Origin of the sequence: Citrobacter sp. Cpo032, from assembly GCF_030332975.1 — a bacterium.
In the GTDB taxonomy this organism is placed as follows: domain Bacteria; phylum Pseudomonadota; class Gammaproteobacteria; order Enterobacterales; family Enterobacteriaceae; genus Citrobacter; species Citrobacter portucalensis.
This window is the reverse complement of record NZ_JAOWGU010000046.1, coordinates 80,389-93,263: the sequence shown is the minus strand read 5'-3', so window position 1 is coordinate 93,263 and position 12,875 is coordinate 80,389. Positions and strand designations below refer to the sequence as shown.

Genomic DNA, 12,875 nt, shown 5'->3' with positions numbered 1-12,875 from the left:
TGAAGTGTAATAAGGAACAACGATGCGACAGAAAGTAATTATTGCCACAGCGTTTGCCACCCTTGTCTCCACCAGCGCTTTCGCTGCCGACCTGCCGGGCAAAGGCATCACCGTACAGCCAATCCAGAGCACTATCTCTGAAGAATCCTTCCAGACGCAGTTAGTCGCCCGTGCGCTGGAGAAACTGGGTTACACCGTTAACAAAACCAGCGAAGTTGACTACAACGTCGGCTATACCTCCATTGCCTCTGGCGATGCAACTTTTACCGCCGTGAACTGGCAGCCGCTGCATGATGATATGTACGCCGCTGCGGGCGGAGACAAAAAGTTTTATCGCGAGGGGGTATTCGTTACGGGTGCCGCACAGGGTTATCTGATCGACAAGAAAACCGCTGAGCAGTATAAAATCACCAATATCGCCCAGTTAAAAGATCCGAAGATCGCCAAAATCTTTGACACCAACGGTGACGGAAAAGCCGATATGATGGGCTGTTCACCAGGCTGGGGCTGTGAAGCAGTAATCAACCACCAGAACAAAGCTTTCGATCTGGAAAAAACCGTCGAGGTCAGCCACGGTAACTATGCGGCGATGATGGCCGACACCATTACCCGCTTCAAAGAAGGTAAACCCATTCTTTACTACACCTGGACACCGTACTGGGTGAGCGACGTAATGAAACCAGGTAAAGATGTGGTCTGGCTGCAGGTGCCGTTCTCTTCCCTGCCAGGCGAGCAGAAAGATATTGATACCAAACTGCCAAACGGTGCCAACTACGGCTTCCCGGTGAACACTATGCATATTGTCGCCAATAAAGCCTGGGCGGAGAAAAACCCGGCTGCGGCGAAACTGTTTGCCATCATGAAGCTGCCGCTGGCGGATATCAACGCGCAGAACGCAATGATGCACGACGGGAAAGCGTCTGAAGCCGACGTACAGGGTCACGTTGACGGCTGGATTAAAGCCCACCAGCAGCAGTTTGACGGCTGGGTGAACGAAGCGCTGGCCGCGCAGAAATAATCCACTCACAGGCCTGATGAGTGTAGCGCCATCAGGCCTGTAACCGCATAAATGCCGGATGGTAGCGCGATGCACCTAATCCGGCCTATCCTCCCTCCCCCAATCGCACAATCCATCACTCAACAAATCAGCAACAGTTAATCACTTCCGTTATGATTGTTTTCTGCAACCCATTATTCAGTTGAAAACCATGACGAAAACCACTCAGGGACTTAGCCCTTCGCTGATCCTGTTAATGTCTATCGCCACCGGCCTTGCCGTCGCCAGTAACTATTACGCGCAACCGCTGCTCGACACCATCGCGCGCAACTTTTCGCTATCTGCCAGTACCGCAGGGTTTATCGTCACTGCGGCCCAACTCGGCTACGCTGCCGGCCTGCTGTTCTTAGTGCCGCTTGGCGATATGTTTGAACGTCGGATGCTGATTGTCTCCATGACATTGCTCGCGGCTGGCGGCATGCTGATCACCGCCAGCAGCCAGTCGCTGGGTATGCTGATTCTCGGTACTGCCCTGACCGGACTGTTCTCGGTAGTGGCACAGATTTTGGTTCCGCTGGCGGCAACGCTTGCCACACCGGACAAGCGCGGGAAGGTTGTCGGCACGATTATGAGCGGCCTGCTGCTGGGTATTCTGCTGGCGCGCACCGTGGCGGGATTACTGGCGAATCTTGGCGGCTGGCGCACCGTATTTTGGGTCGCATCAGTATTAATGGCGCTGATGGCGGTTGCTCTGTGGCGCGGCCTGCCGAAGATGAAATCCGATACTCATCTTAACTATCCTCAGCTATTAGGCTCGGTATTCAGCCTGTTTATTCACGATAAATTGCTGCGTACCCGCGCGATGCTGGGCTGCCTGACTTTTGCCAATTTCAGTATTCTGTGGACCTCGATGGCGTTTTTGCTCGCCGCGCCGCCGTTTAACTATTCGGAAGGAATGATTGGTCTGTTCGGTCTGGCGGGTGCCGCAGGGGCATTAGGCGCACGTCCGGCGGGCGGTTTTGCCGATAAAGGTAAATCCCACCTGACCACAACCATGGGGCTGCTATTACTGCTGCTCTCCTGGCTTGCTATTTGGTTTGGGCACGCTTCAGTCCCCATGCTGATTATCGGTATTCTGGTGTTGGACCTCACCGTTCAGGGAGTACACATCACCAACCAGACGGTTATCTATCGCATTCATCCGGATGCGCGTAATCGCCTGACCGCCGGATACATGACCAGCTATTTTATTGGCGGAGCGGCAGGTTCGCTAATTTCAGCCTCTGCCTGGCAGCATGCCGGGTGGGCTGGCGTTTGTCTGGCGGGTACGACCGTTGCCGTACTCAACCTGGTGGTCTGGTGGCGAGGTTTTCACCGTCAGGAAGCCGTAAATTAAGCGTATAGCGCATGTTTACCGCTGATTGGGCTCCACAGGGTGTTAAGGAGCCCATCAGTCTGCTAAGGTTATAACTCATTGAACCAAGTTATATTAATTTCGGTAATGAAACCTATAACCCTATGGAAAGCCCTGTACCCCAGTCTGAATCCTGTTCGGCAACGTTAACGGAAGGATTCAAAGACAGCCTGCCAATAGTCATCAGCTATATTCCGGTCGCTTTTGCATTTGGTCTCAATGCCACTCGCCTTGGCTTTACGCCGGTTGAAAGCGTCTTTTTCTCCTGCATTATCTATGCGGGAGCCAGCCAGTTTGTCATTACCACCATGCTCGCTGCGGGCAGTTCGCTGTGGGTCGCCGCCCTTACCGTCATGGCCATGGATGTCCGCCATGTTTTGTACGGCCCTTCCCTGCGCAGCCGAATAGCCCAGCAACTGAGTAAACCCAAAAGTGCACTCTGGGCTTTTGGCCTTACCGATGAAGTCTTTGCCGCTGCAACGGCAAAACTGGTCCGGGATAATCGGCGCTGGAGTGAAAACTGGATGATCGGCATCGCACTGTGCTCTTGGGCCTCCTGGGTGTTTGGTACGGTGATCGGCGCGTTTTCCGGCAGTGGTTTACTCAAGGATTACCCGGCGGTTGAAGCGGCACTGGGATTCATGCTCCCGGCGCTGTTTATGAGCTTCCTGCTCGCGTCATTCCAACGTAAACAAGCGCTCTGCGTGACTGCCTCCCTGGCCGGGGCGCTGGCTGGCGTCATGCTGTTTTCCATACCTGCCGCTATCCTTGCAGGTATTGTCTGCGGATGCCTGACGGCGCTCATCCAGTCATTTTGGCAGGGAGGTCCTGATGAGCTATGAGGTTCTGCTACTTGGCCTGTTGGTCGGCTGCGTTAATTACTGTTTTCGTTATTTGCCGCTCCGTCTTGGGGTAGGCAATGTTCGCCCGACGAAGCGCGGCGCGACGGGCATACTACTCGACACTATTGGCATTGCATCTATTTGCGCCCTGCTGGTGGTGTCTACCGCACCAGAAGTTATGCACGACGCTCGTCGGTTCGTGCCTACGCTGGTGGGGTTTGTCATACTGGGCGCAAGCTTCTATAAGACCCGCAGCATCATCATTCCAACGTTACTGAGTGCTCTGGGCTATGGATTAGCCTGGAAAATGCTTGTTGGCTTATAGATAAAAACAATCATTTTAAAGAAATAATACATTTACTTTATTTGTCACTGTCGTTACTATATCGGCTGAAATTAATGAGGTTATACCCAAATGGATAGTTCGTTTACGCCCATTGAACAAATGCTAAAATTTCGCGCCAGCCGCTACGAAGAGTTCCCTTATCAGGAAGTGCTTCTGACTCGCCTCTGTATGCACATGCAGGGTAAGTTGCTGGAAAACCGCAATAAGATGCTGAAAGCTCAAGGGATTAACGAGACATTGTTTATGGCGTTGATTACGCTGGAGTCTCAGGAAAACCACAGTATTCAGCCTTCTGAACTGAGTTGCGCGCTTGGCTCGTCACGCACTAACGCTACCCGCATTGCGGATGAGTTAGAAAAACGTGGCTGGATCGAACGTCGTGAAAGCGATAACGATCGCCGCTGTCTGCATCTGCAATTGACCGAGAAAGGCCATGCTTTTTTGCAAGAGGTGTTACCGCCTCAGCATAACTGCCTGCATCAGCTCTGGTCGTCTCTTAGCACCACCGAAAAAGATCAGCTTGAGCAAATTACCCGTAAACTTCTGACCCGTCTTGATCAGATGGAGCAGGATGGCGCGGTGTTAGAAGCGCTGCGCTAACGCGCTGACTCGCTCAGAAATCCAGATTTATAAATGAAAAAACCGACAGGCCAGCACGCATACTGCTGGCCTGTCTGATAAACAGGTCGGCTCAGCCGATGTGAAAAAAATAAGATCGTGGAGAACAACATGAGCGCAAATGCGGAGACTCAAACCCCGCAGCAACCGGTCAAGAAGAATGGCAAACGTAAAAGTATGCTACTCCTTCTGACCTTGCTCTTTATTATCATTGCCGTGGCATATGGGATTTATTGGTTTTTAGTACTTCGTCATGTCGAAGAGACAGACGATGCGTACGTGGCAGGGAACCAGGTTCAAATCATGGCTCAGGTATCAGGCAGCGTGACGAAAGTCTGGGCTGATAACACTGACTTTGTAAAACAAGGCGATGTGCTGGTCACCCTCGACCAGACAGACGCAAAGCAGGCATTTGAAAAAGCCAAAACTGCGCTGGCTTCCAGCGTGCGTCAGACGCACCAGTTGATGATCAACAGCAAGCAGTTACAGGCAAGTATTGAAGTGCAGAAAACCGCACTGGCGCAGGCACAAAGCGACTTTAATCGCCGAGTTCCGCTGGGCAATGCCAACCTGATTGGCCGCGAAGAGCTGCAACACGCTCGTGATGCCGTCGCCAGCGCTCAGGCCCAGCTTGATGTCGCGATCCAACAATATAATGCTAACCAGGCGATGATTCTGGGTAGCAAGCTGGAAGATCAGCCCGCTGTGCAACAGGCTGCCACCGAAGTGCGCAATGCCTGGCTGGCGCTGGAACGTACCAGAATTGTCAGCCCAATGACCGGTTATGTATCCCGTCGCGCCGTACAGCCTGGTGCGCAAATTAGCCCAACCACGCCGCTGATGGCGGTTGTTCCGGCCACTAACCTGTGGGTAGATGCCAACTTCAAAGAAACACAGCTCGCGCACATGCGTATCGGCCAACCGGCGACCGTTATCAGCGATATTTACGGCGATGACGTAAAATATACCGGTAAAGTTGTCGGTCTCGATATGGGTACGGGCAGCGCCTTCTCCCTGCTGCCAGCGCAAAACGCAACCGGCAACTGGATCAAAGTCGTCCAGCGTCTGCCGGTACGTATCGAACTGGATGCGCAGCAACTGGCACAGCATCCATTACGTATTGGTTTGTCTACGCTGGTTACGGTAGACACCTCAAATCGTGACGGACAAATTCTGGCAAGCCAGGTTCGCACCACGCCGGTATCAGAAAGTAATGCACGTGAAATCAACCTTGCTCCGGTCAATAAGATGATCGAAGAGATCGTGCGGGCCAACGCGGGTTAATTCAAAGGTGCGTGTGATGCAACAGCAAAAACCGCTGGAAGGCGCGCAGCTCGTCATTATGACGATCGCGCTGTCCCTGGCGACATTCATGCAGGTGCTGGACTCCACCATTGCTAACGTGGCGATCCCCACTATCGCCGGGAACCTCGGCTCTTCACTGAGCCAGGGGACCTGGGTGATCACCTCATTCGGGGTGGCGAACGCTATCTCTATTCCGATCACCGGCTGGCTGGCAAAACGCTTTGGCGAAGTAAGACTCTTTATGTGGTCAACTATCGCCTTCGTCATTGCGTCATGGGCATGCGGGATGTCCACCAGCCTGAACATGCTGATTTTCTTCCGCGTAATCCAGGGTATTGTCGCCGGTCCATTAATTCCGCTGTCACAGAGCCTGTTGCTGAATAACTATCCACCCGCCAAGCGTTCCATCGCCCTCGCGCTATGGTCAATGACGGTGATTGTTGCCCCGATATGTGGTCCTATTCTTGGGGGCTATATCAGCGACAACTATCACTGGGGCTGGATATTTTTTATCAACGTGCCAATCGGGGCTGTGGTGGTATTGATGACACTGCAAACCCTGCGCGGTCGGGAAACCAAAACCGAGCAGCGGCGCATTGACGCCATTGGTCTGGCACTTCTGGTCATCGGTATCGGCAGTTTGCAGATTATGCTCGACCGCGGCAAAGAGCTGGACTGGTTCGCCTCACAGGAGATTATCATCCTGACGGTGGTCGCCGTGGTTGCTATCAGCTTCCTGATCGTCTGGGAGCTTACCGACGAGCACCCCATTGTCGATCTCTCGCTGTTTAAGTCGCGCAACTTTACCATCGGCTGCCTGTGTATCAGCCTGGCCTATATGCTTTACTTCGGCGCAATCGTCCTGCTGCCGCAGCTGTTGCAGGAGGTATACGGCTATACAGCAACCTGGGCTGGTCTGGCGTCAGCGCCGGTTGGGGTGATTCCGGTGATCCTGTCTCCGATTATCGGCCGCTTCGCGCACAAGCTGGATATGCGTCGGCTGGTAACGTTCAGTTTTATTATGTACGCCGTCTGTTTCTACTGGCGTGCGTGGACGTTCGAGCCGGGTATGGACTTTGGCGCATCGGCCTGGCCGCAGTTTATTCAGGGGTTCGCGGTAGCCTGCTTCTTTATGCCGCTAACCACCATTACGCTGTCCGGCTTACCACCAGAGCGTCTGGCGGCGGCGTCCAGCTTGTCGAACTTTACGCGAACGCTGGCAGGTTCCATTGGCACATCGATTACGACGACAATGTGGACAAACCGCGAGTCGCTGCACCATGCTCAGCTAACGGAATCTGTTAACCCCTACAACCCAAATGCACAGGCTATGTACGATAAGCTGCAGGATTTAGGGATGACGCACCAGCAGGCTTCAGGTTGGATAGCTCAGCAGATCACTAATCAGGGGCTGATTATTTCCGCTAACGAAATCTTCTGGATGTCGGCGGGGATCTTCCTGGTCCTGCTTGGCCTGGTGTGGTTCGCCAAACCGCCCTTCGGTGCGGGCGGCGGCGGTGGTGGCGCACACTAACTATCTGATAAAAGGGATCTGCGGATCCCTTTTTTATTAGACCTACAATCAGAAGTAATATTTGAATCTCAGACGCCCGCCGTAACGCGCATCTTCGCTGTTATCACCATTATTCGGATTGGCCTCTACCCATGAAGCATAGGCACCGAGGTAGATGTTAAAGTTTTTCATATCCATCACATTGGGGAATAAATATGAGGCATGAATAGTGTGAATGTCATAATTGCCGGGATCGGTGATCCAGCAATCGTCCTCGCAAACGGCATCGATATTGGTAGCATTGAAAGCTTCGATTTTGTTATGCGCATAGATATAACCCAGTTCAAATCGATGCCACAACGCATTCACCCCAGCGGTAAAATCTGTCTCATCGGTCGCATCCATATAGGCGGTATTCAGGTTAATCACTGCGCCATCTTCCGGGTCCGTTTTTTGACCATTCCAGGTCATGGTAAAACCATAGCCCGTACGATCTGACTGATCGATCCACGTCCCATTTTGGTAATAACCGTAGGCGTTGTTAACGACGTTACTTTCCATCGCTATCGCCGTTGAAAAACGCCCATTTTGCCAGGCGATAACCGGACGGACGTAAGCCACGTTTTTATCGTTGGTTAAATCCATTCCGTGGTACTGCTTCTCGGTATATAACGTACTGCCATTTTCCAGCAATGTGTTAACTTCGAAATACCAGTTGTCGATGGTTTTGCTCAGCAGGAAGTTACCCCCGCTGTCGCTACGTCCCCGTCCTTCTTTCATCATATAGATATAGCCGTAACCGTCACTGTAGAGATCGTTCGCTGTATTCCCCGAATATTCAACAAACGTATCCTGATTCAGCGGGAACATATCGTAGGCTTCAAAACGACCAACCTTAATTTTCCAGTCATTCTCACGACCAAAGAAGAAAACGGCATCATCGAGGTTCATTTTTCCGGTCAGGTCCGCCAGAGGCTGTACCGAGAACCCTGCAAAATTACCGTTGTCCCGCCGCTGGTAGCCATCAAAGCCCAGCAACAGGCGTCCGTTAATATCCCAGCGTTCATTGGTTCCTGGTGCCCAATCTTTATTCGCTGATGTTCTCATCGATGTCAGGCTACCGGAACGGCTTGCCGCATCCATATTAAATTCGACATCGCCATAGAACTTAATATCGCTGAAGCCGGATAATGTCAGCTTAGGCGGAGTTTCACCTGCTGCAATCGGCTCGGCAGACTGGACATTCACCGTCGGCGTAGCGGCGACCTGCTGCTGCTTCAGCGAGCGAATTTGTGCCTCGGCATCGGATGCCCGTTTTTCGGCATTAACAACACGTTGCTCCAGTTCAGCCAGACGCTGCTCAATAGTGATATTATTTGCTGCCCAAAGGTTATGAGAAAAGCAAGCACCGATCATCAGCGCCAAATATTTAGCCTTCATTTTCATCCCTAAAGTTTAATGTATACCAGATAAGATTTGATAAAAACCCTATCTACCGGCTATTAAAAGAGTCTTGTTATTACCCGGATATCTGGCGCATTCCATTATGTTTTTCTATTAATTATTTATGTTTTTTAGTTTATGTGATCAATACACTCTGGCATCGTTAATTATCCACCTCTTTCTGTTTGCCAGATCACATTTTATTATTTAACAGGTCAAGCATCATTTAAATTAAAATATATTCTCGCCGCAAATATAATAAACACATATTATATTAAGAAATAAAAAACCCCGGACATAAGCCGGGGTTAATTTAAATACTGGAACAGCTAATCAATAAGACTAAATATGCAGTTCCTGCAGTTTCTCTTTCGGTAGCGCCAGCTCTTCATTGCTGTTCACGCGTACATCACGCTCCAGAATATGACGCGCGATATCCTGTGCTTCGCTAAGAGAGTGCATCTGATACGTACCGCACTGGTAAACGTTCAGCTCCGGGATCTGGTTCTGATCCTGTACTTTCAGCACGTCCGCCATTGCCGCTTTCCACGCGTCGGCTACACGCTGTTCGTCCGGCGTACCAATCAGGCTCATGTAGAAGCCGGTACGGCATCCCATCGGAGAGATATCGATAATCTCAACGCCGTTACCGTTAAGGTGGTTACGCATAAAACCTGCAAACAGGTGTTCCAGCGTATGGATACCTTTCTCAGGCATCACTTCTTTGTTCGGAATGCAGAAACGCAGATCAAACACGGTGATTGCGTCGCCATGCGGGGTGTTCATCGTTTTTGCAACCCGGACCGCGGGAGCTTCCATCCGGGTGTGATCGACAGTAAAACTATCTAACAACGGCATTTAGCCACCTCCGATAAATTTTTTAAAAATAATCTGAACTCTTTGTTCCGGGGCGAGTCTGAGTATATGAAAGACGCGCATTTGTTATCATCATCCCTGTTTTCAGAGATGAAATTTTGGCCACTCCCGAGTGGCCTTTTTCTTTTGTATCAAGCGTGCTTTTCCAGCCACACGCTAAACGGCTCAGTATCAGCCGCTTCGATCTCCTGCTGACGACGCTTTGAAGCCTCGGTTTCAGCAATAAATTCAGCTTCCTGCACTATTTCTAACGGCTCTTCACGCAGCAGATTTCGGTAAGCCTCACCCAACGCTTTGCCCGTGCCGCCAATGCCTTCATCAATCATAGACCGTAGGATCCGGGCAGAAAAAGTCAGTTCAGGATTGTCAAAACAGGCAACAAGTTCATCACAGACCTTCTGATACTCCTCTCCCCCATCGATGCTGTCCAGCGTTTGTGCCACGCGTTTCAGATCGCGGAACAAATCTTTCCCAACCTTCGGCAGCGGGAACTGGGCTGTTTCACAGCCAATACCTAACGTCAGCCCAGGCTTACGCCCTTCGAGAATCACGCGATTCCAGTTTTTACGCGTACACAGCAATTCATCGCTGCTCATTTCCGGGGCATCAGCCAGTGCACACCAGACCATAAACAGATCGAGGAAACGCACCTGCTGCTCGTCCACGCCGATAGGCGAGAACGGGTTGATATCCAGCGAGCGTACTTCGATGTACTCGATACCGCCACGCAGAAGCGCATCTGATGGCGTTTCTCCACGACGAGTGACGCGTTTCGGGCGAATAGGCGCATACAGCTCATTTTCAATCTGCAGAACGTTGCTGTTGATTTGCAGACGCTTACCGTCTTTCTCCAGACCGATCGCCGCGTACTCCTCGGAAGGCGTCTTAATCGCGCGCTTTAATCCTGCCACATACTCATGCAAATCGTTAAACGTAATTCCGAGATTGCTTTGCGACTTATTGGTATAGCCCAAATCACTCAGACGCAGCGACGTTGCGTACGGCAGGTAATACATCCCACAGTCGGTTTTTTCAAACGGCAGAGTTGTCGGTTTTCCTTGCAGGAATGAGGAACAAATGGCCGGAGAGGCACCAAACAAATACGGGATCACCCAACCAAAACGGTAGTAGTTGCGGATCAGACGGAAGTAGCCCGCGGAGATCTTCTCTTTTGCATCCTCACCTTCGGTTACACCGCATTTCGCCTGCCAGAAAGCCATAGGCAGCGAGAAATTGTAGTGTACGCCCGAGATTGTCTGCATCAACGCGCCGTAACGGTTTTTGAGGCCTTCACGGTACAGCGTCTTCAGGCGACCGGTATTCGACGTACCATACTGCGCCAGTTCGATATCCTGACCTTCGGCAATATAGCAAGGCATGCTCAACGGCCACATACGCTCGTCGCCAAGGTTTCTGGCGGTATAACGATGTAAGTCGCGCATGAACGTGAGCATTTTCTCAATGTCGTCACCGGGAGGAGTAATGAACTCCAGCAATGCTTCGGCAAAGTCAGTGGTTATCCACTTATGCGTTAGCGCTGAGCCTAACACCTCAGGATGGCCTGTCGTTGCTAATGACCCATCTGCATTAACACGCAGCGTTTCGCGCTCCAGACCACGTTGAATCCCCTTTAACGCCTGAGGATGGTTTTCCAGCCAGGCCAGCGCCTGTGATACGTCCGGGATCAAATTGACCTCCCGCCTGTCAAAATCGTTTTAATTAGCATAATGGTATTGGTTACCCTGAAGGCTATCCCACAACACAATTAGTGCCACCACATAATGCCTTGTGTCGTAACCGCTGCGACAACAACATAGCGCAGCGCCTTGCCAAGGCATAAGAAAAAGAGAACTGGGCCCCACGAGATGCGCATCCACCCGGCTAACAGGCACAGCAAATCCCCCACAACCGGCATCCAGCTTAATAATAGTGTGACAGCGCCATAGCGCCGCAGCCAGCCTGTGGCTTTTTCTTGCCAGCGCGATGTTTTACGCAATGGAAAGAAACGCCCAAGGATAACGTTAGTTAACCCTCCAAGGCTATTACCCATTGTTGCTGTTAAGACTAAGACCCAGGGATGACTGACCCCGGAAACCAACAAAGCAACCAGAACAACTTCAGAATTGCCGGGTAATAGCGTGGCACTGAGAAAACTGCTGGCAAACAGTGACAGGAGCGACAGTCCATCACTCACAATAACCGGACATCCACGGCATCCATTCCCGCGGCATGCGCCGCCTGTATTCCAAAATCGGCATCTTCAAACACGACGCAACGAGCCGGAACAACCCCCATACGTTCGGCACAAAGCAAAAACGTATCAGGAGCCGGTTTATGGTGTTGTACGTGATCGGCTGCGACTACAGCATCAAAATAGCGACGCAGACCAAGGTGAGCGAGCAGCGCTTCTGCAATTGCGCTTTCACTACCCGTACCTACCGACATAGGACGACGACCATGCCAGGCTTTCACAACATCAACCAACGGCAAAGGCTGGACGCTATCCAGCAGCATGCTTCTCACCTTGTCAGTTTTTTCACGTGCCAGTGCATGAGGATCAAGATCGGCATGGTTCAATTCAATTACCGACTGCGCAATACGCCACGTTGGGGAACCATTGAGAGCGACCATGGCATGTTCATCAAACCGTAGTCCATAATGCCCCAATACCTCATGCCACGCCTTACGATGCGTAGGCTCGGTATCCAGGATGGTACCATCCATATCAAAAATCAAACCCGCATAACGTTCGTACATCGTCTTCTCACAAGCCGAGTGACCAGACGTTATTTTATCGTAATTGATTGATTTTGTCGCTGACAGCGAATTGAGGGGTGTTCAGAGAGTATGTGGAAATGATTTGAGGGGGAGATGGTGCTGCCGATTATCTCGCAGACCGTGAAACAACAGTTTCGCTATTATTCAGGAGAAGATGGTGCATCCGGGAGGATTCGAACCTCCGACCGCTCGGTTCGTAGCCGAGTACTCTATCCAGCTGAGCTACGGATGCATTGGGAATTGCTGATTACTACTGATACTGCGAAGAAGATGGTGCATCCGGGAAGATTACTCGGCTGCGCCTCGCCCTGCGGGCCGTTGCTGAAGCAACGTTATCCTCCCTGGTGCTTGCGATTATCTCGCAGACCATAAAACAACAGTTTTGCTGTTGTCTCGGAGAATATGGTGCATCCGGGAGGATTCGAACCTCCGACCGCTCGGTTCGTAGCCGAGTACTCTATCCAGCTGAGCTACGGATGCATCGGAAAACTTGCTTTACTGCCGATATTGATATCGTGATAAGCGATATCAAGTAAGAGATGGTGCATCCGGGAGGATTACTCGGCTGCGCCTCGCCCTGCGGGCCGTTACTAAAGCAACGTTATCCTCCCTGGTGCTCGCGATTATCTCGCAGACCATGAAACAACAGTTTGCTGTTGCCTCGGAGAAGATGGTGCATCCGGGAGGATTCGAACCTCCGACCGCTCGGTTCGTAGCCGAGTACTCTATCCAGCTGAGCTACG

General features: G+C 51.5%; 12 protein-coding genes and 2 tRNA genes. 7 read left to right on the top strand and 7 right to left on the bottom strand.

Annotation, left to right across the window (positions count from 1 at the left end):
• Positions 1-22: 22 nt before the first annotated feature.
• The 7 genes from proX (at position 23) to emrB (ending at position 7,056) form a co-directional block, all read left to right on the top strand.
• Entirely contained in the window at positions 23-1,018 is a 996-nt protein-coding gene (gene proX / locus OGY33_RS15750) for a glycine betaine/L-proline ABC transporter substrate-binding protein ProX (protein WP_048215698.1), read from the top strand.
• A gap of 190 nt (positions 1,019-1,208) precedes the next feature.
• Complete coding sequence (locus tag OGY33_RS15745) at positions 1,209-2,393, top strand: MFS transporter (protein WP_128612135.1); 1,185 nt, start codon at positions 1,209-1,211, stop codon at positions 2,391-2,393.
• Positions 2,394-2,515: 122 nt separating this feature from the next.
• Positions 2,516-3,253: an AzlC family ABC transporter permease gene (locus OGY33_RS15740; RefSeq protein WP_191238188.1), complete on the top strand. Its 738-nt coding sequence runs from the start codon at positions 2,516-2,518 to the stop codon at positions 3,251-3,253.
• Entirely contained in the window at positions 3,243-3,578 is a 336-nt protein-coding gene (gene ygaH, locus OGY33_RS15735) for an L-valine transporter subunit YgaH (protein ID WP_003825969.1), read from the top strand. The genes OGY33_RS15740 and ygaH overlap by 11 nt, the downstream gene beginning before the upstream one ends.
• Positions 3,579-3,668: 90 nt before the next feature.
• The gene (gene emrR, locus OGY33_RS15730) at positions 3,669-4,199 is read left to right on the top strand and encodes a multidrug efflux transporter EmrAB transcriptional repressor EmrR (protein ID WP_003037300.1); all 531 of its coding nucleotides are present in this window, start codon (positions 3,669-3,671) and stop codon (positions 4,197-4,199) included.
• A gap of 129 nt (positions 4,200-4,328) precedes the next feature.
• Positions 4,329-5,501: a multidrug efflux MFS transporter periplasmic adaptor subunit EmrA gene (gene emrA, locus OGY33_RS15725; protein ID WP_003825968.1), complete on the top strand. Its 1,173-nt coding sequence runs from the start codon at positions 4,329-4,331 to the stop codon at positions 5,499-5,501.
• Between the two features lie 16 nt (positions 5,502-5,517).
• Entirely contained in the window at positions 5,518-7,056 is a 1,539-nt protein-coding gene (gene emrB / locus OGY33_RS15720; RefSeq protein ID WP_003825966.1) for a multidrug efflux MFS transporter permease subunit EmrB, read from the top strand.
• A gap of 48 nt (positions 7,057-7,104) precedes the next feature.
• Here emrB and OGY33_RS15715 read toward each other — a convergent pair whose 3' ends face one another.
• From OGY33_RS15715 to OGY33_RS15685, 7 genes are all read right to left on the bottom strand, one after another.
• A complete protein-coding gene (locus OGY33_RS15715; RefSeq protein ID WP_103286015.1) occupies positions 7,105-8,475 on the bottom strand; it encodes a carbohydrate porin in 1,371 nt (456 codons plus the stop codon).
• Positions 8,476-8,820: 345 nt separating this feature from the next.
• Positions 8,821-9,336 (bottom strand): S-ribosylhomocysteine lyase, encoded by a 516-nt coding sequence (gene luxS / locus OGY33_RS15710; protein ID WP_003037312.1) that lies wholly within the window; start codon positions 9,334-9,336, stop codon positions 8,821-8,823.
• Between the two features lie 149 nt (positions 9,337-9,485).
• Positions 9,486-11,042: a glutamate--cysteine ligase gene (gene gshA, locus OGY33_RS15705; protein ID WP_032944711.1), complete on the bottom strand. Its 1,557-nt coding sequence runs from the start codon at positions 11,040-11,042 to the stop codon at positions 9,486-9,488.
• A gap of 77 nt (positions 11,043-11,119) precedes the next feature.
• Entirely contained in the window at positions 11,120-11,548 is a 429-nt protein-coding gene (locus OGY33_RS15700) for a YqaA family protein (RefSeq protein ID WP_003825961.1), read from the bottom strand.
• Positions 11,545-12,111 carry a fructose-1-phosphate/6-phosphogluconate phosphatase gene (yqaB, locus tag OGY33_RS15695; RefSeq protein WP_003825960.1) on the bottom strand — a complete coding sequence of 189 codons (567 nt, stop codon included), beginning with the start codon at positions 12,109-12,111 and terminating at the stop codon, positions 11,545-11,547. The genes OGY33_RS15700 and yqaB overlap by 4 nt, the downstream gene beginning before the upstream one ends.
• A gap of 176 nt (positions 12,112-12,287) precedes the next feature.
• Positions 12,288-12,364: transfer RNA gene (locus tag OGY33_RS15690), tRNA-Arg, on the bottom strand.
• A gap of 171 nt (positions 12,365-12,535) precedes the next feature.
• Positions 12,536-12,612, bottom strand: a tRNA-Arg gene (locus OGY33_RS15685).
• Positions 12,613-12,875 lie beyond the last annotated feature (263 nt).